We start from the raw sequence: 23,843 nt of genomic DNA on the forward strand, positions 1-23,843 counted from the left end.
TTAATTAGCTATTTTGACAACTGCTTTTACAATATTAGCCTTATCACGTACACTCAAGTCCATAGCATTCTGTAAGTCTTCAAATTCGAAAATATTTGTGACAATACCTTTAAGATTTACTTTACCGCTTGCAACTGCGTCAATGGCCATCGGATAGATATGCCTGTAACGGAATACAGTATTAAAACTCAACTCCTTGTCCAAAGCAAGGCTCATGGGCATATTCATCATACCTGTCTTTCCGTAGCCGACCAGTACAATTGTAGCACCTTTTTTAACCATATGTATTGTCTGCTGTGTTGTGATTTCAGTGCCGGCAGTTTCAACTGCAAGGTCACAGCCCACGCCTCCCGTCAGCTCCAATACCGCTTTAACCGCATCCTGCTCTCCGGCATTGATGACTCCGGTTGCGCCCAATTCCATTGCCTTATCCAGACGCTTCTGCATGACATCAACAACATATACTTTGGAAACCCCCATTGCTTTAAGTGCCATCATTGTAACAAGACCAATACATCCCGAACCGGTAACAACGGCAGTTTGCCCTGCATGAGCTCCACCCTGCATGCCGGCATGGAAACCAACTGCCAGGGGTTCAATCAATGCGCCTTCAAGAGTACTCACATTATCAGGAAGTTTAAAACAAAGCTCTGCCTCATGTGCCACATATTCCTGAAATACGCCATCCACGGGCGGAGTTGCAAAGAATATGACATCGGGGCAAAGGTTATATTTTCCGGTTCTGCAGAATTCACATTGACCGCAAGTCTTTCCAGGCTCAAGTGCAACGCGGTCCCCCACCTTGAGATGTTTTACATTTTTGCCCACTTCCACCACAGTACCACCCGGTTCATGTCCCAGAACAAATGGAGGATTTACTATGTAATCGCCTATTCTGCCAGTTTCATAATAATGCAGATCAGAACCACAGATACCTACATATTCAAGTTTTACTAAAACCTCATTGTCGGCAGTTTGCGGAATGTCCTTTTCAGTAAAGCCCATTTTACCTATCCCTTCCATAACTGCAATCTTCATTTTTCCTTGCACGTAATCAACCCCTCCCAAGTTATTATGAAAGTCACTTTATTAAAGTATTTATAATAAATACTTTATATAAACGACTTAATTAACATTATAGGTATAACCCCTTTGCTTGTCAACATGAATTTTTATTAATACTCACGGTAAAAGCATGAGACCGCTTTGTTTTTTAACCTTGTAAATATATGAAAAATAGGTTATATTAATAACCATTAATAAAACACTTTATACAAACTATAAACTAAACAGAAAGGTTAGAATTAAATGAAATATAATAAATCAAATAACATAGATGTAAAAAAAGAAAATAGAAACCGTATTTATAAACTGATTTGTGAAAAGGAGAGAATTTCCAAGCCCGAAATTGCTTATCTTCTTGGTATCAGTATGCCTACCGTTATGCAGAATGTGAAATCCTTACAGGATGAAGGCTTGGTGGAGGAAGCCGGCGTTTTGGGGTCTACCGGAGGAAGAAAGGCAGTAGCAATATCCTGTGTGGAGAATGCCAGATATGCAATCGGAGTGGATATTACACGAAACCATATAAGTACGGTACTGATAAATTTAACCGGAAATATTGTTGAAAGTATCCGGGTATCGAAAAAATACCAAAATACACTGGACCATGCCCAGGAAATGGGGAAACTTATCGATAATGTGATTGAAAAATCCGGAATAAACCCTTCAAAAATATTGGGGGTGGGAATTTCCCTTCCAGGGATATTGTCAGATGATGGATTAACCTTAGTGAGTTCCTATGTTTTACAAGTTACCAATGAAAGGTTTGCAAACTATCAGAATTACATAAAGTATCCCTACCTTTTGTGTAATGATGCCAATGCTGCAGGTATTGCAGAAATGTGGAACAGAAATACGCTGAAAAATGCAATTTATCTTTCTTTGAGTAATACAGTGGGCGGTTCGATTCTTCTGGATAACAAAATTTATTTAGGTGAAAACCAGCGCGGCGGAGAATTCGGACATATGACAATTGAGCGCAACGGATTACAATGCTATTGCGGCAAGAAGGGCTGTCTGGATACTTACTGCTCGGCTCTGGTTTTAGCAGAACATACAAACGGAAATCTAGCTGACTTTTTTGACTTGTTGAAAAAGGGCGATAGAAAAATAGAAGCAGTGTGGGAAAAATATTTGGACTATCTCGCTACCGCTGTTAATAATTTACGTATGTTTTTTGACTGCAGTATAATTTTAGGCGGTTATGTCGGGGCTTATATTGATGAATATATGGCCAAATTAAAAGGATATATCGCAAATTTAAATACTTTTGAGATGGATGGCAATTATGTTCAAGTATGCCATTACAAGCGGGAAGCTGCTGCAGTGGGTGCTGCACTGCTTCATATCAAGCCGTTTATTGATAATATTTAAAAAGCATTATTATGATTGCTGCTTTTTTAGTCAGTCTATTTTATATACACCCTGATATTCGGGTTTTAGCATTTGCGCAATTTTCCTCATTGCGGTATATACACATTCTTCATCCCGATTATCACAGTTGGCTAACTGGCAGCAATAGCTCTGTATCCATTACCCCATTGTACCTATCAATCTTAATCAGCTCCCTTCACAAGCTCCTCCTTTCCGTTCAATACTTCCATGATGATCACTGCCCCAAGCTTAAATCCGTTCATGAACGCTTCAGAAGCTTCTATTGAACCTGCTTCAGAACGCAAATCCATCAATTTTTCTAGTTGATTGTAGTCTTCTTGTGAAAGCTTATTTCTCCACATCGCCAGTGTTTCGGATATTCTTTTGTTTAACGGACGATATTCGGGATGTTTTGAAACAATCAATTCATCCACGCATATATTCCCCTCATATAATTCTTCCAAAATAGACCTCATATTTCGCCTTCTTTCTATCCTTCTATTTACTTTCCAATACAATCTTAGCGATATTTTCGCTAAAAGTCAATAGCGAATAATTCGCTAAACTATAATTGTATTGAGGTGATCCCATTATGTATGGAAGAATACGAAATTTACGCGAGGATAAGGATATGACACAAATACAGGTTGCAGCATACCTCAATTGCAGTCAAAGAATTTATAGTAATTATGAGCGTGGCGAAGTGGATATACCTACCAGTATCTTAATCAAACTGGCAGATCTACATAATACAAGTACAGACTATCTTCTTAACAGGACAAATGTAAAAAAACCATATTCTAAAGACTGAAGAAACATATGCTTTAGGAGACCGCAACTATTCACACAAATAAAACCCTAAAATCTCTTTGCGTTTAAATGGCTATGACAATTGCCGCTCATTACAATTGTCAACAACCAGATAACCGTTGCCCCAGCATGTCCCAATCCTCCATAAACTGACGTGCCAGATTGGGCCGTCTCCTCACAGCCAGCGGATGATAGGAGACAATGCAGGGATATCCCAGTACAACATGCCATAGCCCTCTCAGATTTTTTACATGGGCCTCCCTATCATCAAACATCGCCTGAACAACCGTATCTCCCAGACAAACCATTTTTTAAAAGATAGGGAGTTCAAACTAACTCTCCCAAACCTATTGGGTTCATTGTATCAAACATTCAGGGCAGGCTTAGTATTTATAGCGCTTGAACTGCCGATTTACCTGTGTTAAAATATTAGTTAGATTACTCGAACATTATAGCCATTTAACTGTTTTTATAACAATAAACAAAGGGAGCCTCCTATTTTTTCGTACGTCGCTTTATTTAAAATTGGCAGTGAGGAAGGTAAATATGATATGAACCTGCAAACAGCTGTAAATTCAAGAGTTCCCATGGAACAACCGCTGGAGCTTTGCTTCCGGCAATCCAAAAACGACGGGGCGTTTACTTTCTTTGAAGCGGATGAAGAGTTTGCCTCGGGCCATATAAAACAGCTTATATTTAAAAACAAGTTTTTTATATCCAGTATGGATTACGCTTTTCGTTACCCCACTCGGAAGGATTATACGTTAACCAATCAATTTCTGGAAATTTTATACCTGGAATCCATCAAAGCGGAAAGCTGGGAGTACGAGTTCGGAAGATTTCAAGTGCAGTCGGGCATAGGCACTCACATAAATCAAAAGCACCAGGGAAAACTCGTATTCTTGCCAATGACTCCCGTTCGCGGAATCCAAATTATGATCTGGGAAGAGTTTTATTTGCAGTATTTAAGAGAGAGATTTTCAAGCAATGCCTTGAACGTCAGTGATCTTATCAAAATGAACTATAAAAGCTGCTTCAGTCCCGATTTGCAGCTTGTTCTCAAGCAAATCAAACACAGCATGGAATCCGATGTTTCGTCGGAATTATATTATGAAGGCAAAATAATGGAAATACTGTACCTGGTTGCTGCCAAAGCCAATGAAATCCTTTCCTCGGAGCACAACCACAATCGCCGCTTGACAGAAGAAGATTTTACGGCCGTCAACAAAGCAAGAACAATTATTGACGAACAGCTTTCGTCTTCACCTAAAATTTCCGAATTAGCTTTTTTGACAAATACAAGTGCAGGTAAACTGCAAAATGATTTTCAGCTTGCCTTTGGCAGTACCATTCACGGGTATGTGATTAAAGCCCGGATGAAAGAGGCATTACACAGGATTGACAGTACCGGCGAACCAATATATATAATTGCTAAAAGTGTTGGCTGCAAGAGCCCCAGCCGGTTTGCGGAACTTTTTAAAAACACTTATGGAATTACCCCCATGGAATACCGCTGTCTAAAAAACAACCGTTGTCAGGAGAATAAAAATGATGGATAAGCTTTCCTTTACCATGGAAAATTACCTCGAAGCCGTCTATGAGTTATCGGGAGAAAGTGGAAGTGTCCGGCTAACGGATGTTGCCGCGTGGATGAATGTCACAAAATCAACAGCCAACACAGCCATGTCCATACTTGCTCAAAAAGGCTTGATTACAAATGAGAAGTATCAGCAAATTTATCTCACGGATGCCGGTCTGGAAACAGCAGGTATCATTTCAGAAAAACACCACATCATTCAAAGGTTTTTTACGGATGTCCTGAGAATAGACGACGGTACGGCCGACACCGACGCATGTGCAATCGAGCATGTAATCAGCGGCAAATCAGTTACCGCCATGCGTGATTTTCTAAAGGATTTTTCAAAAAATAGCAAGATATAGATAAACGCCGGAACATTTATAACTTTCCGGCGTCTGTTTTTTAAAAGGACTCATAAGCTCTAAGCGGTTTGACTTTCAATTTTCCATGTTTTTGCCTGTTGCTGGGCAGCCCACAACTCATAATAAAGACCGCCCTCGTCAATCAGCTCCGAATGCCTGCCCCTCTCGGCAATCCGTCCTTCTTGAAAGACTAGAATGCGGTCTGCCGACCGGATGGTCTGCAAATGATGTGCAATGACCAGCACCGTCCGGCCTATAGCTAGATTGCTGACGGCTTTTTGGATAGATACCTCATTCATGGAATCCACATTACTGGTTGCCTCGTCAAGCAGTACAACAGGGCTGTCTTTTAAAAGAGCGCGGGCAATTGAAAGCCTTTGCTTCTGGCCGCCGGAAAGTCCTGCGCCGCCTTCTCCCAGCATAGTTTTATACCCATCCGGCAGACTCATGATGAAATGGTGGATCATAGCCTTTTTTGCCGCATCAATGACCTGTTCTTTCGTTGCTCTGCTGTTTCCCATTTTGATGTTTTCGTAAACGGTGTCAGCAAATAAGATGACATTTTGCATGACAATGCTTATTTTTGACAGCAGCTCGTCATAATCCATTTCACGGATGTCCACACCTCCGATTTCAATTTTACCTGACTGGCAATCCCAAAAGCGCAGGAGGAGACTGGTGATGGTCGTTTTACCAGACCCGGATGGCCCTACTAAAGCTGTGAGGCTCCCCTGCTCCAGAGTAAAATCTGCATCTTTCAATTCAAAACCGTTTTCCTCATACCGAAAACTCACATGGTCAAAATGGATATCGAACCGGTTGGCAGACTTTGGCGCAATTGGATTTTCCATAACGGGGGCACCCAACAGCTTTGCAATTCTCCCGTAACTGTCCCTGGCACCGGTATAGCTCATCCTGTAGCTTTCCAAACCGGCAAACGGCTTGTAGAATTCCTGGCTGAAAACAATAAAGTATACGTAGCCGTCGGCATCAAGAATTTTATACCAGGTGAGAATACCCCCGATCAAGGCAAGCAAGCCAAAGCAAAGCTCAAACGGAATAAAATATCTTGCGGAGTCACCTGCTCCGGCTCTGGATTCCGCTTTGCTGCTTTCCTTAAAGCACCGGGCACTTTCTTTTAACCGGTTTTGAAAAAATATGTTTTCGGGAAAAGCCTTCAGCAGAGGGATACCTTTTGTATACTCTACAAACCGGCTGACCATATCTGCCAGATTTCGTTTGTTTTCTTCCTTTAATACCAGAGATCTTTTAATACCCGCTGCTTGCATCCACAGCGCCAGGGGCAATAATGAAATCATTACCAGCCCCATTCTCCAGTCAAGTATAAAAAGGGCAATGCCAACCACAAGGGATGTCAGGGTATCGCTCACGACTCTTGAGCCTAAGTGCGCCACAGCGCCCTCCAGATTATCCACGTCGTTTTGTACAACCGTACTTATTTCACCAAGGCGTTCCCTGGTATAAAAACCCAGGGAGAACTGTTTTAACCTGCGGATAATTTTCTCCTTTAAGTTCATTTCCATTTCAAAACCGCCAAAGTGTGTGGTGCCGACGGAAATGATGCTGGCAACAAATTTTGCGGCAAGCATTCCGATCATCAGCCACCAGTATCCTGCCAGATCTTTTTTTCCCTCGGTAATTGCTGTCAGCATACGGAAAACCGTCAGCATAATGCCTGCAAACAGGAGGGAACTGATGGTGTTGGCAATGGTGGCTGCTGCCAGCATGCGCTTACCCTTCTTGCTGATATGTGCAAACAATTCTTTGATCATAGACCTGAAACCTCCTTGATATTCCAATGCTCTGCCTGCCGCTCAGCTTCCACCATGGTCTTATACAGGCTGTTTATCTCAAGCAGCTCGTTATGTCTCCCTTTGGCAGCAAGCTCACCGCCCTGCATGACAATAATTTGATCGGCCGACCGGATGGTGTTCAGGTGATGGGCGATAATAATCAACGTCTTATTTTCGCATAGGCTGCCGATGGCTTGCTGAATCAACGCCTCGTTATAGGGATCAATGGCTGCCGTCGCTTCATCCAGTATTACGATTGGAGCGTCCTTTAAGATCATGCGTGCTATGGAAATCCTTTGCTTTTCTCCTCCGGACAGTTTGGCGCCGCCTTCTCCTGCCATGGTTTGGTAACCCTCCGGGAAACCCATGATTATATCATGTATCTTTGCCTTTTTCGCTGCGTTGACGATTTCCTCCCGACCGGCATCCTTTTTGCCGATACGGATATTTTCTTCAACAGTGCTGTTAAATAAGAAGGTATCCTGCTGGACAATGGAGATCAAAGCCGACAAATCCTGTTCGTGAAAATCCTTCACATTTCGTCCCCCAATGGTAACGGCTCCGCTGTCAGGCTGCCAGAAATTCATCATGAGATTGGCCATAGTGCTCTTTCCGGCCCCGGAGGGACCAACGATGGCATTGACGGAATTCTTTTTAAAGATGACATTGATGTTCTTTAAAGTCTTTTCATTTTCATCGTAACCAAATGTGACATCTTTGAATTCTATGTCTCCCGCAGTCGGATCTTTATGTTTTTCTTTTTCAGGTTCCGCTGGAACCTTCATCACGGATTCCACTGCCGTCATGGTATTCTTAAAAACAATTTTGTTGTATTCCAGAGACATGGACTTCGAGAAATTTTTTGAGAATTGTCCGGCAAGGATAATCGACAGAATGTAGACGATAATACCCCAGGCGGTAACAGGCTGCCTGCTTAAAATGGCCGAGCCGGCAATGGCCACCGCGACGATACCGCCCTCCATAAGCAGGAAGATCAAACTCATGGGTACTGACTGCACATAGATCGCTTTCCTGGCGCTGTCAATATATTTGTACATGCTTTGCAGGACCTTTCCCGTTTTCTTTTCTTCGCTGCTGAAAGCTTTGATTGCAGAGATTGCCCCGATGTATTCCATCACATTTTCAGAAACAGTTTTAATGCTTCTCTGGTAATCCTCCACCGATTTCGTCCAGAGCTTGCTGAAAATGGGCATCAGTACAAATACAAATGGAACGGTGGATATGACCGCAATACCCAAGCGCCAGTCCAGAACCGCCACAATAGCAAAAGCAGCCACACAGGCGATATTCGTAATGACCACATCGGGAAGGGTATGGGCCAGATAAATTTCGATCCGTTCCACATCCCGGTCTATAATATTTGCCAGATCTCCGGCTTTTCTTTTTTGAAAAAAAGAAAATGGCAGCTTTTTCAGGTGCCCGATCATGCCTAGCCGTATTTCCAGCAGGGAAGAATAGGCGTAATCGTGCGCTTTCCATAAAGCCAGAGCATAAAAAACAGCTTTGATTATTTGGCAAAGGCATACGGCTGTTCCGAGCAGAATCACCCTTCCAAGCGAAGTTCCATCCCACAACAAACTTATCATATATACAACAATAAGGATCGAAAGTATGCCTGTGACAACGCTGATAGCCGTAAAAAAAGCCGATAGCCCTCCTCTTTTTTTATAAATATTAACTTGATTTGTTTTTTCCATAATCACCCTCCTTATGATATAAGATTTAAAAATATAGGTTGTAAAATCAGCATAAAAGTTCGGCATTTCAAACAAATTTTAACAGAGCTGAAATTCTTGAACAATAAGAGGCACTGAATTTGATTTTTTTATGGCAGAAGTTTATTCATAACGGGCAGATTGTAAGCATGGATCAAATCCCATATCGGGATAATCGGGTGTTTCCGGCAAAATAAAAAAAGGCTGTGCTTTCCGTTTCTGAAAAACACAGCCCACAAATTTTTGCCCTTGCTCCTGTCATCCATATTATTATTTCGCAATCAATATCGGTATTTTGACTCTATCTTTTACTCTGTTTGACGTTATGCCAAAAATAATATCCTTAACACCCTTATGTCCATGTGAACCGAAAACCACCATATCAGCTTCATTATTTGTAATCATCCCGGACAACGCGTTAACTACGTTTCCATATCCAATTTCAACCCAAACATCCTTAACGCCCATTTTTCTCAGTTCATCTGCATATCTGTTCAACCTATCCCGGTCTGTTTTTGTTTCAATATCCTCAATTTCATTTCCGTAGACACTTGCACCGGCACTTTCAATTACATGCATCAGTACCAGTTCGGATGAACCCCTGGCAATCCCGACTGCATATGAAAGAATCTCTCCGTCGCTGTCTGTAAAATCAAGAGCAACCGCAATCTTTTTGAAAGGCTTTACTTCTCTAACCACAGGCATAATTCCGCCTCCGTGTATATCGGTTTCTCTGCGTCTTTGCAGTTTGTTTCCAAATATTTTTGCCAGCAGTGGTTCAAACACAATATAAATCAACAGTATACCTAAAGAAACACTGACACACAGTATCAATACAGCTATCAGCAGATTGATATTTTTTCCGTTCAGCAATCCCGCCAGTGTATCCATAACCAGCTTGATGTTCAGTACCATGATAACTGCCGCAATGAACCATGATATATACTTGGCCCATGTTGGTATGACAAACTTTTTCATTAGAATTCTATTGCTTGCAAAATGAATTAATGGAATCACTGCAAAGGAAAGCTGCATACTCAGAATTACCTGGCTCAATACCAAAAGCCATCCTGTCGAAGCTTCACCAAAGTAAAGGATTACCACCATTGCAGGTATAATTGCAAGCAGTCTGGTTATAAGCCTCCTAACCCACGGTTGGAGCCTGATATTAATAAAACCCTCCATGATAATTTGTCCTGTAAGTGTACCTGTTATGGTAGATGCCTGACCTGAAGCAATTAAAGCGACTGCAAAAAGAATAGGGGCCAGGGTTGTTCCCAGAATCGGCTGAAGGAGCTGAAAAGCTTTTTGTATTTCGTCTACGGCTACATTCCCCGTCCTATGAAAAGCTGCTGCAGCCATTACTAAAATAGCAGCATTTACGAAGAAGGCAAGATTCAGAGCGACCACAGAATCAAGCACGTTGAATTTAATTGCCTGCTTTATGCCTGCATCGCTTCTTTCAATGTTTCTTGATTGAACAAGCGAGGAGTGAAGGTATAAATTATGGGGCATGACAGTCGCCCCAAGTATACCTATTGCTATAAACAGAGCACCTTTACCCGGCAGACTTGGAATAAAGCCTTTTGCAACAAGAGCATAATCGGGTTTTGATAATATGATTTCTATGAGAAAGCTGAGTCCGATAATGGAAATTAAACCTACAACGATGGCTTCCAGCTTTCTGACGCCAAATTTCTGAATAAATAAAATGATGAAGGTATCTAGTGCCGTGATGATAATACCGTATTCTAACGGGATGTGAAACAAAAGCTGGATTCCGATAGCCGAGCCTAATACCTCGGCAAGGTCTGTTGCAACGATTGCCAGCTCGGTTAATATCCATAGTATATAGTTGATACCTTTTTTATAATGAGCCGCACATGCCTGTGCGAGGTCCATTCCTGTGACAATGCCCAGCCTTGCGCTGAGACTCTGCAAAAAAACCGCCATAAGATTTGACATGAACAGGACCCAGATTAACGCATATCCGAATTGGCTCCCTCCCGCTATGTCAGTTGCCCAGTTGCCAGGATCCATATAGCCGATGCTAACCAGATATGCAGGTCCTACAAAGGCAATCAATCTTTTGAACAAATTATATTGCTTTGGTATTTGAACACTTGCATTAATTTCCGACAGAGATTTTTCGTTATCTTTCATGTATAACCTCCAGTAAATTCATAGTTATATTTATACCACATGCTTACTGGAATTAAACTCAAATTCTCCTCATGATCAAATTTATCAAGATTCTTTACTTAATACCTTCTGAATAGAATTTTAATGCTTCCCCGATAAATTTGGAAATCGGTATAACGGATACTGTATCTATTGTTAAAAAGTTTACTAAAATCATGAACATAGCTATATTACAAATTCCATTTTACTGCTGTTAAAATATGCTTTAAGTGTTTTATTTATATTTTCACCGGACTTGAAAATTATTTCCTCCTCAGTGAACTTCTCAATTTCAAATTCATAAGGAATTAATCCGTCAGAATCAATAAATTCTTTATTTTCATACATGTATTGTCCCAGAGCATCAACTTTTGTACATGTCTTTGAATCAATTTTAAAAGCATGTATAAAGTGACGGGAACCTGAATTCATGCTTGTAAATCCGTAAGTATAAATAATACTGCTATCCACTCCGGTATTTATGACAAAAGCATCCGTAATTCTTCTATAATCTTTAAAATAAAGTTTATAGGCTGATACTGTATTGCCCCTTTTACATTGATAAAAAATATACTTTGAGTCTGAAGATTCACCAAAGTTTTCAGGTTTGCCTTCATACCTGATAATTCTTCCTTCCTTAAGCGGCATTACCGGAAACCCAAGAAGTTTTTCAAATTCATTGTCACTTATATTGAATGACTGCTCCGTTCCAAGAAAATCGTACAGCAAATTCATGGTATGGGTTAGGACATTATCGCAATTGTACATTTTATAGTTCTCATCCAATGACGAATCTTCTTTAAGTGCTTTGAATAAAATTTTGAGTTTATCCGGAGTTGAACTTTGGTTATCCACTTCTTTAAACAAATTCCTGTCCAAATCCTCTGTCCTGTTCTTATAGGGCTTGTTAATATCAGAGGAGACTGCAGTCATCTGATTTGTGCTTGAAGCAATAACTTCAGCTGCTGATGGATTATCAGATTTTCTCACCTTGTTGCACCCTGTGACTGTCAAAGAAAAAAATAATATAAGACAAATAAAAAAAACCGTTCTTTTCATAAGTACCTCTCAATAACTTTTTAGTCGATATCTTTAGCCACCGCAGATCAATGAAATCTGTTGCCGTTTATTTTACTATATCATGAGTGCTGTAAAAACAAAAGGACCCGAACCTTGATGGTTCAAGTCCCTTTGTTCTTGATTTAATTGCAGGCCAATGTATATAAAGCTGAACTATCTATATACGCGTACATAATCCACATACATCTTTGCAGGGAATGCGGTAGCTCCATTGGGGCTTCCCGGCCAATTTCCGCCTACGGCAAGGTTAAACAGTATGAAGAAAGGCTTCTGGAATTCCTCAGTATTGCCTGTGCCGTTTTCAATCAGTATTTCATTAAACTGTGCTCCGTCCACAAACCATCTGATATATTTTGAATCCCATTCAATTCTGTATACATGGTATTGTGAAAAATCAATATTTCCTGAAGTTCTTCCAAAAGATGCGTACTGTCCATTATTGTCCCAATGTACAGTTCCATTTATAACCGAATTTTTGTTTACACGCTCCATAATATCGATTTCTCCGCACTTAGGCCAACTGACAGAATCAATATTTGAACCCAGCATCCAGAAGGCAGGCCAGATTCCCTGAGTTTCGCCTGAAGGAAGCTTTATTCTTGCTTCGATTTTTCCATATGTGAACTGGCGCAAGCCTTTTGTCTTTATACGTGCCGAAGTGTAGTTCATGCCGCCATAGGCTTCCTTCTGAGCTGTTATTACCAGGTTTCCTCCTGTTACCTGAACGTTCTGCGAGCGGTTTGTGTAATATTCAAGCTCATTATTACCCCATCCGCCGCTGCCTGTGCCTATATCATATACCCAGTTTGAACTGTCCAGTGAGCTTCCGTTAAATTCGTCGCTCCATACAAGATTGCCGCTGTCTGCAGTATTAAGGATTTTAACAGATGACATTTTGTCATTTGCATCTGTGCCAACCCAGGAAGAACTTGAAGTATAGGTCCATTTTGTTCCTCCGAAATTATCATGCTCATATACTTCAACAGTCCAGCCGTCAGGAACCTTTAAGGAGGACATCCAGTCATTGGGAATTCCTTTTGCGTTCAGCTGCGACAGTGTATAATTGCCCACTCCAAGTGTTATTGCTGTTCCCCCATAGTTTATATCGGCATAGAATGTCACTCCGTTTGCTGCCGGAGGCGGTGTCGGCGGTGGTGTCGTCCCTCCGCTGCCTTTCTCCCATAGAGCAGGGACATTGGGCGGTTCCCAGCCTGTCAGGGAAGTATGTGCCTGAATACAGGTATAAGTACTTCCGCTATAGGTTACCGTATCACCTGCCGCATATGCGGTATTCGGAGCCCATGCTCCTCTGGCGGCTGCATTTACCTGTATTGTAGTAAGAATACCGCACAACAATGCAAGCACCATTACCAGTGCCAGAATTTTGCCAAGGGATTTCTTGCTTAAAGTATGCATTTAATCAACCTCCTTTAATATCACCTTGAACCTGTTCCGTATTCCTCCATCACTATTCAAGAAATACAGAACAAAGTCTTTAAAAAGTATCACCAGCCGATGTTGATGATGGCACCTCTGGGACTGGTGGCGTGAATAGCTGAACTCTGGTCATTCACATCGTCATAGCAGAAACCGTATGCTTTGGCGTTCAAACTGTGGTCATGAAAGAATTTGGCGTAATAATCAGCCGGTCCGGTCTGATAGTAAGCAGAAGGATTATTCAAGTTGGCCGCATTTCCTATGACATGACGATGGAAAGCAGCGCAAATCTGCGCTTGAAGTACCTTTTCAATTTCATTTCCGGTTGCCAGTGTGCCTGCACCTCCCCAAACATCCTCACCGGTGGGTTTATTCACACGGTAAACAGTAGTATCACCGGGCCTTGTAAAATTCATCTGTGTGCCGGATACTCTTCCTGTAAATGTACCTTGAGGAACGGTTAGCACAAAGTTACTGGTGGAATATTGGGACCAGATGCTGTTAATGTAGCTGTTAAAATAAGTACCGTTGGTCTGTCCGGCCCTGAAACCGCCATGAATAGGCGCAACAATGCGGTATGGTGCCTGTACGGTAGCCAGGCTCTTGAATTCAGCAGGCACTTCTTTTTGGAATGCACTGAAAATGGATGCTCTGGATTCGGTGATTCCAACCTTTGCAAAGGAAGAATAATTGTTGCTGCTGCCGGTAAACATTTCGATAGTATACGGCACGCCGAACATGTCGACCTGGGTGGTATTAATCCAAACCTCACCGTTAATCACAGCAAACTCCGCCCAATCAAAATATTTATTATAGCTTGAATCCGATGGATTCTCAATATTGGGATAAGCAATACCTACAGTGCCATCCGCCGCCGTATTAAACGGGATATCCAGGGGTGTGCCCATTGAAATATACAGTCTTCCTGAACTCACATAAGCCGGAATCTGGAAACCGTTTAAAGAACTCAGGGGATAGAAATAAGGGGATGCATTCTGTCCCGAAACACATTGAGTCATGGTTCCATCGGGTGAAATGGTGCAAAATTGGCCGTTTCTATTCTTGCCAATTATATTGGCATAAATCTGGCCGTTACTGTAAACCCCATTGGTATTGTTATTGAATTGAATGGTCATCTGCATACCGGAGTTCAGCGGAATCAAAGAAGTACTGTTTGATGTATTAATCGTATAAGTAGCTGATGCCACTGCTGAGTCAGTCATTCCTGATTTTACAGCAATAGCTTTTATCGTCTTGGTGCTGGTAACAGATATTGCCCCTGTATACTGGGCAGAGGCTGCTGTAGGTGTTGAACCGTCGGTAGTATACCTTATGGTAGCACCTGAAGTGGCACAGGCTAAAGTTACTGAAACTGAAGATGTATATCCCCCCGCCGCAGGATTGAAGGCAGGTGCTGCAACAGTCTGTACCGGAGTTCCGCTGATAACCTTAACAGATGACATCCTGTCATTTGCATCTGTGCCAACCCAGGAAGAACTTGAGGTGTAGGTCCATTTTGTTCCTCCGAAATTGTCATGCTCATATACTTCAACAGTCCAGCCGTCAGGAACCTTTAACGAAGACATCCAGTCATTGGGGATTCCCTTTGTATTCAACTGAGCCAGTGTATAATTGCCTGCTCCCAGCGTTATTGCTGTTCCCCCATAGTTTATATCGGCATAGAATGTCACTCCGTTTGTTTCTGGCGGTGGTGTTGTCCCTCCGCTGCCTTTCTCCCATAGAGCAGGGACATTGGGCGGTTCCCAGCCTGTGAGGGAAGTATGTGCCTGAATACAGGTATAAGTACTTCCACTGTAGGTTACCGTATCACCTGCCGCATATGCGGTATTCGGAGCCCATGCTCCTCTGGCGGCTGCACTTGCCTGGATTGTAGTAAGAATACCACACAATAATGCAAGCACCATTACCAGTGCCAGAATTTTGCCAAGGGATTTCTTACTTAAAGTATGCATTTAATTAACCTCCTTTAATATCACCTTGAATCTGTTATGTATCCTGCCAGAACTATCGGAGGAATACAAAACACAGGTCCCCCTAATTCTTACCGCCGTAGCCCTTATATGTAGCGTAAACTATATCCGCATATTGATTTGCCAGGATAGGACGGCCGTAAGAATCGGTAGCTCCCGGATACCAGTAATCTCCTCCGTTATAGTGCAATAAGCCGTTATATATGTTGCCGAATTTAGCGATCTTTTCATTTAAAATCAGTGCGCCCAGGCATACCTGATCCTGTTCGCTGCTGTGATTATAAGTACGGCCAAAGGTTGAGCTGAATTGAGATAAATAGGCACTGCGTGTATTTGGCTCTACCTGCATCAATCCGTCGCCGGCTGATGGACTGCCTGGTAAGCCTGCTCCAAAGCTGCTTTCCTTTTTGATAACTGCACACAGCAATAGAGCAAAATCTCCGCCTTTACCGAATTTATTGTCCACATTCATTGTATATGTCCATATGTTGCTTGGAACTTCTGAAGGCTTTGTTACTGAAGGATTTGGTGAACCGGTATAGATCTTGACTGATGACATTTTATCATTGACGGCGCTGCCAACCCAGGAAGAACTTGAAGTATAGGTCCATTTTGTTCCTCCGAAATTATCGTGCTCATATACTTCAACAGTCCAGCCGCTGGGAACCTTTAACGAAGACATCCAGTCATTGGGGATTCCTTTTGCGTTCAGCTGCGACAGTGTATAATTGCCCACTCCAAGTGTTATTGCTGTTCCCCCATAGTTTATATCGGCATAGAATGTCACTCCGTTTGTTGCCGGGGGTGGTGTTGGAGGCGGTGTTGTTCCTCCGCTGCCTTTCTCCCATAGAGCGGGGACATTGGGTGGTTCCCAGCCTGTGAGGGAAGTATGTGCCTGAATACAGGTATAAGTACTCCCGCTGTAGGTTACCGTATCACCTGTCGCATATGCGGTATTGGGAGCCCATGCTCCTCTGGCTGCTGCGCTCACCGGTATGACGGCGCAAAATGCGGATATGATTACCGCTAAAACTACCATAAGTGACAGAGCTTTAAAAGAAAATCTTTTGTTAGTCATTTTCAGACCTCCTCGTATTTTATTTATCTGTGGCTCGTCCACAAGAGAAGCCACAAGTTCTGACTGCACTATTTCAATGCGTCAAAGTACGCACGGTAATTATTTGTGAACTCGTAATTGTTCTGGGCATCCCAGTTTACCGACCAGGACATCAGGCCTTTGAATCCGGAATAGCCGGAAGCATTCTGAAGTTTGTATGTTCCGCCATAGGGTGTTCCTTTAATCAGGTAATCCAGGGCTTTCTTCATCTCGGCAGGATTGATGTATCCTCCGCTGGGCGCGGCACCTGAAGCAGCCGGTAAACCGATCATTACCTGATCCTGCCTCAGCGCAGGGAACATATTGCTTGAATTGTTCGCAACAGGAAAGCCTTTCAGCAGCATTTCCGCCATTGCCACTTCAAAATCTGCTGTTCCCTGGTTATAGTTCCTGCCGTCCAGGGCTGCATTTCCACCGCAATTATAATGCTGCACATGGATATAGGACAGCTGGTCCTTCAGACTGTAAATAATAGGCAGATAAGCACCCCAAGGTCCGCCATATGCTGTTATACCACCTTGTACATAAGCTACTTCAGGAGCCATGCTCAAGGTGAAGCTTGAACCGTATCTGGCAGTAATATCCTTCATTGCTGCAATCAGGTTTACTATTGTTGGAGTTGTTGGACTTCTGAAGTCTGTATCACCGCCGCCTAAAAATATGCCGGTTTCAATATCTATATCCACACCGTTAAATCCATATTTATCAATTACAGCAATAAGTGAATTTGTAAATCTTGTTTTAGCCGCACTGTCAGGCAGGCTTAAAGCACCATTTTGTCCGCCCAGTGACAGCACGACCTTTTTACCCAGGCCTTTAAGGTAGGAGACATCTGAGGAGAAGGCTGCATCAGTTGCATTGAAAGGTGTAAATGAAACTGTCCCATCACCTGCTATATCGGCAAAAGCTACGTTAATGACGTCCCACTTGGTTGATACATTCCTGAGCGTCATAACCGGGGTTAATCCATTATCAAAGTTGTGCCAGTAACCGACAAGCAGCCTGCTGCCGGTAGGTGGTGCAGTGGAAATTGTATAGACAGCCGAAGCTATGGCCGAATTGTTCATTCCCGCCGCGATAGCAATTGCTTTTATTGTTTTGGTACCCGTAACAGCTATCGGTCCTGTATATTGTGCAGAGGATGAAGTCGGTGTGGAGCCATCGGTAGTATACCTGATGTCCGCACCTGCTGTTGCACAGGAAATAGTGACATTCTGTGCTGATGGATATGTTCCTCCTGCAGGACTGAAGGCAGGTGCTGCCGCCTGTGCCGGTGCGCTGCCGATTTGCTCCCACAGGGCGGGAACATTGGAGGGTTCCCAGCCCGCGAGGGAGGTATGTGCCTGCAGGCACCTGTAGTTGCTTCCATTGTAAGACACTATTATTCCCGCGCTGTATGCCGTATTCGGAGCCCAAGCAGGATAACCGCTGCTGCCGATGGTGTAAGTGGCGGTTGCAACGGCTGAATTATTCATTCCTGCCGCCATGGCAATTGCCTTTATTGTTTTTGTACCCATAACAGCTATCGGTCCTGTATATTGTGCGGAGGATGAAGTCGGTGTGGAACCATCGGTAGTATACCTGATGGCAGCACCTGCTGTCGCACATGAGATGGTTACGTTCTGTGCTGATGAATATGTTCCCCCCGCAGGACTGAAGGCAGGTGTTGCAGCAGTCTGGTTATTCTGAATGGTATAGGCAGCTGTTACAGTTTCAGATGGGTTCATCCCCGTTTTAAAAGCTTTGAACTTGATAGTTGTAGTATTGGCTATTGTGAGAGCTCCGCTCCATATGGCTGAATTCTCTGTAGGCTCGGTTCCATCCGTTGTATATCTGATGGTTGCCCCTCCGGTAGCACAGGAGGCAGTAATATTCTGCGCCGTAGCATAGGTTCCTCCTGCCGGTGAAACGGCGGGTGCGGCCACTGTTTGAACAGTACCGCCATTTGTAACATTTACTGTTATGGTATTGGTCGAGGTTGTACCGAACCTGTTTTTAAGGTCAATTCTGTATGTATAGGTACCGTTTGCTCTCCCCGATACGCTGTAAACTGCTGTCTGAGCATTGGGTGAATTCCCTTGAAGTGCTCCGGAGAATACAATTTTATCGTTTTCATATACCGTCCATGAAGTTGCATTATTCCCCCACCATATGTTCATGGTAATATCGTATGCTCCATCACCATCCCAGTTGTTGTGGCTTATTGAGCCTGTGGCCGGAGCACCTGAAGGATTACCCAGGTCAACTCCTTCATTTCCGCCGGTAATAGTGAAAGCAGCAGTTGCAACAGCCGAGTCGTTCATACCCGCCTTGAAAGCTTTTGCCTTAATAATAGTATTACCTGAGATATTAATCTGACCGGTATACATTGCAGATGTCGAATTTGGCTCGCTGCCGTCAGTGGTATACCTGATGGTGGCACCGCTTGTTGCGCAGGAGATGGTTACGTTCTGTGCAACAGAAAAACTGCCTCCGTTAGGACTGAATACAGGAGCAGCTACCGTTTGAGCTGACTGGATATTATATGTGGCAGAAGCGGTAGCCGAATCATTCATGCCCGATTTAAATGCCCTGGCTTTTATGGTGGTAGTACCGGATACATTGATAGCACCTGCATATTGTGTCGATGCGGCAGTAGGTTCGCTTCCATCGGTAGTATACCTGATGGTGGCACCGGCTGTTGCGCACGAGATGGTTACGTTCTGTGCAGATGCATATGTCCCGCCCGCAGGACTGAAGGTTGGCGCTGCCACCTGTGTGGTGCTGTTTATGCCAAGCTTGCCGGATATTGTATTGGTTAATGAGAAATTGGAAGTATCACAGGAAATTTCCCAGCCGATGATTCCACCAAAGCCGTTATTGATTACATAATCACATCTTGCGGCTGCAGAAGTTTCATCTTCATATGTATACATAACACCCAGAGAGCTGTTATAAAGCCAGGGAACCTGAGATACTGAATCTCTGTATTTTGTGTAGCCTGGAGTATTTTCCAGCACCTTCATCTGGGCATAGGAATTCTGGCCTCCGGGGCTGCCCGGATCATCAAGGTTACCCACTGGAGCACCGCTGGCAGTGGCAAACAGGCCGTTTGTACCCGTACCGGCAACTACATTCTTCCAGCCGCGGGAATAGAAAGGTGAGCCCACATTAAGCTTGGATGCAGGAATATTATATGTATCCCTGTAGTGTTTCATGATGTAATCGGTATTGTATTTATTCTTGATATCAACCGGAGAAGTTCCGGATGGATCATTTGGATTCTTGTAAATTGCCGACTGGTGGTTTGTAATGGTGTCCCATGCTCCATGAATGTCGTAGGTCATTATATTTAACCAGTCCAGATATTGAGAATATACATTGGGTTCCGTCAAATCAACTTTTTCATAACCGCCTGGTGCGGCTATGGTAAGAAGCTTGCCGGACATACCGTTATTATTGTATGCCTGACGGATTTCCCTCAGCAATGCTGTGAAATTCTGCTTGTCCTCAGGTCCTCCGGGACAGCCTCTGTCATACTGATCATTAGGATCTTTAGCCCTGTTGACTCCCGGATATTCCCAATCGAGATCCACCCCATCAATAAAGGGATATTTCTTCAGAAAATCTATGACACTTTGAATGAATATTGCTCTGCTTGATGGTGTCAGAGCCATTGCGTGAAAGTTTTCACCCCTTGTCCATCCACCGACCGAGATAACAACCTTTACATTCGGATATTGTGTCTTGTAATATTTGTACTCCCCGAAGTGTCCCCTTATCATGCCGGGATCCCAGCCCTCGGAGTGTGCAAAGGTAGCCTGGAAGTCCGCATATTCATCGGTCGAAACAAGTTTATAACCTGTATCGATAGTAAAGAATGCATGATTGATGCAGGTTACTTTGTTCCATGGGATCATACCGACATTCATTGACATATGTGCAGCATTATACATGCCCCAGTTAGGGAAGTATACTACAAAGTTTTTACCGCTGGCCGCCGAGGACGTGGAAGCTCCCATAGGAAGCAGAGTAAATAACATAGCCAGCACAAGAACCAGGGGCAGTAGTCTTCTTAAGTCTTTCTTCATACTTTCTACTCCTCTCTACTCTTTGTTTTATATTCACTCAGCTCAAAAAATGGCCCTGACAGGAATCGAAGGATATACTGCAAACACAAATTCAATACCCTGATTTAAAAGAAATGACTCACCTCCCCGATAGAATTTTAAATTTGTGGATCAGGCCTCTCAAGCTGAATAAACACACTTTGACTCAAAGGTAAGCGCAATTACATGTTCCCTCTGTAATAAAAGATTGGATTCGATATGAAAAATTTCCAAGGATCAATATAATTATTTCCAATATTATATCTTATTTCCATTATATTTTAATTTTTCCACAAGACTAGTAGACAATCTTGGCATTTGTTGGCAAATTTTGGTGACATAAAAAAGCCATATCAGCCTGTTATCTTTATCTGCCTTCCGGTATGACTGTGGTCTATCTATTCTTGCTGAACGGTTTTATGAAAACGTCCTTTAAATACCTGGCAAAAGTACTTGCCTGAAGATTTCTCTATTGACAAATTTTTCTTCCTGTAGTACGTTAATAGTAATAAGTCCTATTAAATAATAAATATCATTAACAAACTCATATAAATAAAGAGATTCTGTTCTGCTATATTCTCTGGATGGCCAAGGCCAAACACAGAAAGGAGAGTGCGGAAAATGAAACGTGTATTTGAAATCTTTGAAGCTGTCTTCGATGTTCTATATCTCGTTGCAGTATTGCTCCTTGGTTTCGTACTTCTTTTTATTAAATCCACTAATAACGCTTCCATGCTGGCCGGTGTCATGGCTCTGGTCCTGGTTTGCGGCGACGCCTTTCACCTTTTTCCGCGCATAATGGTAATCATTACACATCAAAAGGAACGGCTGCGCCGGGCTCTTGGCAGAGGAAAGCAGATCACCTCCATCACGATGACAGTATTTTATCTGCTTTTATGGCAAATCGGACTGTTGATTTTCTCCCCAAAGGGCAGCAATTTCTGGTCATACCTGGTCTATCTCCTGGCTTCTGTACGGATTCTGCTCTGCCTGCTGCCGCAGAACAAATGGCAGGAGCCACATCCTCCGGCCAGCTGGGGAATCAGCCGTAACATTCCGTTTTTCCTATTGGGCGCCGCCGTCGCCGGACTGTTCTTTCTGCAAAGAAGCACAGCGTCCGGGTTTGGCTGGATGTGGCTTGCCATTGTGCTCAGTTTTGCATTTTATCTTCCGGTTGTGCTTTGGTCAAACCGGAATCCCAAAATCGGTATGCTGATGCTGCCTAAAAGTTGTGTTTATCTGTGGATGCTGGTCATGTGCCTGTATCTATAAGCTGCAATATTTTATCAATTAAAAATGTAAAGGGGGTGCTGCTCTAATGCTTTGGTCCGGAGTGATAATCGGTGCCATTTCATTTCTCATTATCGGTATTTTTCATCCGGTTGTGATTTATTGCGAGTACTATTTTACTGATCGGGTATGGCCCATTTTTCTGACCGGAGGTCTAATTTTCTGCGTTCTGTCGCTGTTCGTACATCAGATCATCCTGTCAGCGGCATTGGCAGTGATAGGCTTCGCCATGCTGTGGAGTATCGTGGAACTCAAAGAACAAACCAAACGGGTCAGAAAGGGCTGGTTCCCTGAAAATCCCAACCGCGCTAAAAAATAGCTTCCCAGTAAATATCACCGTGATATTTACATAAAAATAACAAAACAGAAAGGAGCATTATCATGAACGAGCACAAGAAATTAACCAACGAGGTCGGCGCTCCCGTAGCCGACAATGAGAACTCCATCACCGCCGGACCCCGTGGACCTGTTGTGATGCAGGACGTATGGCTGATGGAAAAGATGGCCCACTTCAACCGCGAGGTCATTCCTGAACGCCGTATGCATGCCAAGGGCTGGGGCGCCTACGGCAAATTCACCGTAACCCATGACATTTCCCAATACACCAGGGCGAAGGTCCTGCAGCCCGGCACAGAAACCGAATTATTCCTCCGTTTCTCCACCGTCGCAGGTGAGCGCGGTGCCGCTGACTGTGAGCGCGATATCCGCGGCGTGGCCGTCAAGTTCTACACCGAGGAAGGCAACTGGGATCTGGTTGGCAACAACACCCCCACCTTTTTCATCCGTGATGTACATAATTTCTCTGACTTAAACCGCGCTGTGAAACGCGATCCCCACACCGGCCGCCGCTCGGCCCAGAACAACTGGGATTTCTGGACGCTGCTGCCCGAGTGTTTCCATCAGATCACCGTGGTTATGAGTGATCGGGGTATCCCTGCCTCCTTCCGCAATATGCATTTCTTCGGCGAGCACACCTTCTCCTTCTATAATGATAAGAACCAGCGCTTCTGGTGCAAGTTCCACTTCAAGACCAAGCAGGGCATCAAGAACTTCAGCAATGAGGAAGCAGCCAGGATCAACGGCATGGATCGCGAGTACCACGGCAAGGATCTGTTTGATGCCATTGAGCGCGGCGACTTCCCCAAATGGACCATGTACGTGCAGATCATGACCGAGGAGCAGGCGAAAAATCACTACGAGAACCCCTTCGACATCACCAAGATCTGGCGTCATGCCGAATATCCCCTCATTGAGGTCGGCGAGCTGGAGCTGAACCGCAATCCGGAAAACTATTTTGCCGAGGTCGAGCAGTCGGCCTTTACCCCTGCTCATGTGGTTCCCGGCATCGGCTTTAGCCCCGACCGTTTCCTGCAGGGAAGATTATTTTCCTACGGCGACGCACAGCGTTACCGTTTGGGTGTAAACTACAACCATATCCCGGTTAACCGTGCCAAGGTGGAGGTCAATGAGTACCACCGTGATGGCGCCATGCGTGCAGACGGCAACTACGGCGGCGCTCCGGCTTATTCTCCCAACAGCTATGGCGCCTGGACTGCTCAACCCGAGGTTATGGAGCCGCCTCTGGATCTGGAGGGTGCAATGTACCGTTACGACCCGAAGGATGACCCCACCGATGACTGCTTCCGTGCCGGCGGCGATCTGTGGCGGGTACTGACCGAAGAGAAGAAGCAGATACTTATCGAAAACACCGCCGGAGATATGGCTTCCGTTACCGAGAACATCAAGTACCGCCATGCGGTCCACTGCTATTTGGCTGATCCCGAGTACGGCGAACGTTTTACCGAGGCTGCCGGTCTGTGTATGGATAAGGTCAAGGAGCTCTCCAAACTGGATAATAACGGTTTGATTCAGGCAACGCTTTCGAGCACAATGCAGTCAAATCACGACTGAGCAGGAGTGTT

The 23,843-nt window shown here is 43.8% G+C and carries 17 protein-coding genes and 1 pseudogene; 7 read left to right on the forward strand and 11 right to left on the reverse strand.

What is annotated here, in order from left to right; translation table 11 throughout:
* Complete coding sequence (locus CTER_RS07930; protein ID WP_004624922.1) at window positions 1-1,050, reverse strand: NAD(P)-dependent alcohol dehydrogenase; 1,050 nt, start codon at window positions 1,048-1,050, stop codon at window positions 1-3.
* Window positions 1,051-1,308: 258 nt separating this feature from the next.
* Between CTER_RS07930 and CTER_RS07935 the strand changes: the two genes are divergently transcribed.
* The gene (locus tag CTER_RS07935) at window positions 1,309-2,436 is read left to right on the forward strand and encodes an ROK family transcriptional regulator (RefSeq protein WP_004625013.1); all 1,128 of its coding nucleotides are present in this window, start codon (window positions 1,309-1,311) and stop codon (window positions 2,434-2,436) included.
* A gap of 182 nt (window positions 2,437-2,618) precedes the next feature.
* Here the strand turns inward: CTER_RS07935 and CTER_RS07940 are convergent, their stop codons facing one another.
* The gene (locus CTER_RS07940) at window positions 2,619-2,912 is read right to left on the reverse strand and encodes a DUF6809 family protein (protein ID WP_004624918.1); all 294 of its coding nucleotides are present in this window, start codon (window positions 2,910-2,912) and stop codon (window positions 2,619-2,621) included.
* A gap of 116 nt (window positions 2,913-3,028) precedes the next feature.
* Here CTER_RS07940 and CTER_RS07945 point away from each other — a divergent pair, with 116 nt between their 5' ends.
* The gene (locus CTER_RS07945; RefSeq protein ID WP_004624991.1) at window positions 3,029-3,247 is read left to right on the forward strand and encodes a helix-turn-helix domain-containing protein; all 219 of its coding nucleotides are present in this window, start codon (window positions 3,029-3,031) and stop codon (window positions 3,245-3,247) included.
* 100 nt (window positions 3,248-3,347) lie between these two features.
* Here the strand turns inward: CTER_RS07945 and CTER_RS07950 are convergent.
* A pseudogene (locus tag CTER_RS07950) lies at window positions 3,348-3,554 on the reverse strand (uracil-DNA glycosylase family protein); the annotation flags it as partial.
* A gap of 243 nt (window positions 3,555-3,797) precedes the next feature.
* Here CTER_RS07950 and CTER_RS07955 point away from each other — a divergent pair.
* Complete coding sequence (locus CTER_RS07955; protein ID WP_004624932.1) at window positions 3,798-4,805, forward strand: helix-turn-helix domain-containing protein; 1,008 nt, start codon at window positions 3,798-3,800, stop codon at window positions 4,803-4,805.
* Window positions 4,798-5,187, forward strand: a complete 390-nt coding sequence (locus CTER_RS07960) for a metal-dependent transcriptional regulator (RefSeq protein ID WP_040760589.1) — start codon at window positions 4,798-4,800, stop codon at window positions 5,185-5,187. Before CTER_RS07955 ends, CTER_RS07960 begins: the two co-directional genes overlap by 8 nt.
* 59 nt (window positions 5,188-5,246) lie before the next feature.
* Here the strand turns inward: CTER_RS07960 and CTER_RS07965 are convergent, their stop codons facing one another.
* From CTER_RS07965 to CTER_RS28735, 8 genes are all read right to left on the reverse strand, one after another.
* The gene (locus CTER_RS07965) at window positions 5,247-6,980 is read right to left on the reverse strand and encodes an ABC transporter ATP-binding protein (protein ID WP_004624751.1); all 1,734 of its coding nucleotides are present in this window, start codon (window positions 6,978-6,980) and stop codon (window positions 5,247-5,249) included.
* Window positions 6,977-8,719: an ABC transporter ATP-binding protein gene (locus CTER_RS07970; protein ID WP_004625021.1), complete on the reverse strand. Its 1,743-nt coding sequence runs from the start codon at window positions 8,717-8,719 to the stop codon at window positions 6,977-6,979. Before CTER_RS07970 ends, CTER_RS07965 begins: the two co-directional genes overlap by 4 nt.
* 288 nt (window positions 8,720-9,007) lie before the next feature.
* Entirely contained in the window at window positions 9,008-10,900 is a 1,893-nt protein-coding gene (locus CTER_RS07975; protein ID WP_004624989.1) for an Nramp family divalent metal transporter, read from the reverse strand.
* A 204-nt stretch (window positions 10,901-11,104) separates the two neighbouring features.
* Window positions 11,105-11,977, reverse strand: coding sequence for a hypothetical protein (locus CTER_RS07980; RefSeq protein WP_004625095.1), 873 nt, complete (start codon window positions 11,975-11,977; stop codon window positions 11,105-11,107).
* Window positions 11,978-12,151: 174 nt separating this feature from the next.
* On the reverse strand, window positions 12,152-13,414 hold the full coding sequence (locus tag CTER_RS28230; RefSeq protein ID WP_004624972.1) for a family 16 glycosylhydrolase: 1,263 nt from the start codon (window positions 13,412-13,414) through the stop codon (window positions 12,152-12,154).
* Between the two features lie 89 nt (window positions 13,415-13,503).
* Window positions 13,504-15,408 (reverse strand): beta-1,3-glucanase family protein, encoded by a 1,905-nt coding sequence (locus tag CTER_RS27490; RefSeq protein WP_004624835.1) that lies wholly within the window; start codon window positions 15,406-15,408, stop codon window positions 13,504-13,506.
* An 82-nt stretch (window positions 15,409-15,490) separates the two neighbouring features.
* Window positions 15,491-16,504: a carbohydrate-binding protein gene (locus CTER_RS28730; protein WP_004624797.1), complete on the reverse strand. Its 1,014-nt coding sequence runs from the start codon at window positions 16,502-16,504 to the stop codon at window positions 15,491-15,493.
* Between the two features lie 68 nt (window positions 16,505-16,572).
* Window positions 16,573-20,613: a chitobiase/beta-hexosaminidase C-terminal domain-containing protein gene (locus tag CTER_RS28735; protein ID WP_004624949.1), complete on the reverse strand. Its 4,041-nt coding sequence runs from the start codon at window positions 20,611-20,613 to the stop codon at window positions 16,573-16,575.
* A gap of 639 nt (window positions 20,614-21,252) precedes the next feature.
* Between CTER_RS28735 and CTER_RS08020 the strand changes: the two genes are divergently transcribed.
* From CTER_RS08020 to CTER_RS08030, 3 genes are all read left to right on the forward strand, one after another.
* On the forward strand, window positions 21,253-21,903 hold the full coding sequence (locus CTER_RS08020; RefSeq protein ID WP_004625035.1) for a hypothetical protein: 651 nt from the start codon (window positions 21,253-21,255) through the stop codon (window positions 21,901-21,903).
* Window positions 21,904-21,949: 46 nt separating this feature from the next.
* Complete coding sequence (locus CTER_RS08025) at window positions 21,950-22,240, forward strand: DUF4491 family protein (RefSeq protein WP_004625009.1); 291 nt, start codon at window positions 21,950-21,952, stop codon at window positions 22,238-22,240.
* Window positions 22,241-22,302: 62 nt separating this feature from the next.
* Window positions 22,303-23,832 carry a catalase gene (locus CTER_RS08030; RefSeq protein WP_004624845.1) on the forward strand — a complete coding sequence of 510 codons (1,530 nt, stop codon included), beginning with the start codon at window positions 22,303-22,305 and terminating at the stop codon, window positions 23,830-23,832.
* The last annotated feature ends 11 nt before the right edge of the window (window positions 23,833-23,843 follow it).

Origin of the sequence: Ruminiclostridium cellobioparum subsp. termitidis CT1112, assembly GCF_000350485.1 — a bacterium.
Taxonomy (GTDB): Bacteria; Bacillota; Clostridia; order Acetivibrionales; family DSM-1351; genus Ruminiclostridium; species Ruminiclostridium termitidis.

What these genes read in the sequence shown, in the direction of transcription:
- CTER_RS07935 (WP_004625013.1), top strand. Translation starts at nt 1,309, where the DNA reads ATGAAATATAATAAATCAAATAACATAGATGTAAAAAAAGAAAATAGA.
- CTER_RS07940 (WP_004624918.1), bottom strand. Translation starts at nt 2,912, where the DNA reads ATGAGGTCTATTTTGGAAGAATTATATGAGGGGAATATATGCGTGGAT.
- CTER_RS07945 (WP_004624991.1), top strand. Translation starts at nt 3,029, where the DNA reads ATGTATGGAAGAATACGAAATTTACGCGAGGATAAGGATATGACACAA.
- CTER_RS07955 (WP_004624932.1), top strand. Translation starts at nt 3,798, where the DNA reads ATGAACCTGCAAACAGCTGTAAATTCAAGAGTTCCCATGGAACAACCG.
- CTER_RS07960 (WP_040760589.1), top strand. Translation starts at nt 4,798, where the DNA reads ATGGATAAGCTTTCCTTTACCATGGAAAATTACCTCGAAGCCGTCTAT.
- CTER_RS07965 (WP_004624751.1), bottom strand. Translation starts at nt 6,980, where the DNA reads ATGATCAAAGAATTGTTTGCACATATCAGCAAGAAGGGTAAGCGCATG.
- CTER_RS07970 (WP_004625021.1), bottom strand. Translation starts at nt 8,719, where the DNA reads ATGGAAAAAACAAATCAAGTTAATATTTATAAAAAAAGAGGAGGGCTA.
- CTER_RS07975 (WP_004624989.1), bottom strand. Translation starts at nt 10,900, where the DNA reads ATGAAAGATAACGAAAAATCTCTGTCGGAAATTAATGCAAGTGTTCAA.
- CTER_RS07980 (WP_004625095.1), bottom strand. Translation starts at nt 11,977, where the DNA reads ATGAAAAGAACGGTTTTTTTTATTTGTCTTATATTATTTTTTTCTTTG.
- CTER_RS28230 (WP_004624972.1), bottom strand. Translation starts at nt 13,414, where the DNA reads ATGCATACTTTAAGCAAGAAATCCCTTGGCAAAATTCTGGCACTGGTA.
- CTER_RS27490 (WP_004624835.1), bottom strand. Translation starts at nt 15,408, where the DNA reads ATGCATACTTTAAGTAAGAAATCCCTTGGCAAAATTCTGGCACTGGTA.
- CTER_RS28730 (WP_004624797.1), bottom strand. Translation starts at nt 16,504, where the DNA reads ATGACTAACAAAAGATTTTCTTTTAAAGCTCTGTCACTTATGGTAGTT.
- CTER_RS28735 (WP_004624949.1), bottom strand. Translation starts at nt 20,613, where the DNA reads ATGAAGAAAGACTTAAGAAGACTACTGCCCCTGGTTCTTGTGCTGGCT.
- CTER_RS08020 (WP_004625035.1), top strand. Translation starts at nt 21,253, where the DNA reads ATGAAACGTGTATTTGAAATCTTTGAAGCTGTCTTCGATGTTCTATAT.
- CTER_RS08025 (WP_004625009.1), top strand. Translation starts at nt 21,950, where the DNA reads ATGCTTTGGTCCGGAGTGATAATCGGTGCCATTTCATTTCTCATTATC.
- CTER_RS08030 (WP_004624845.1), top strand. Translation starts at nt 22,303, where the DNA reads ATGAACGAGCACAAGAAATTAACCAACGAGGTCGGCGCTCCCGTAGCC.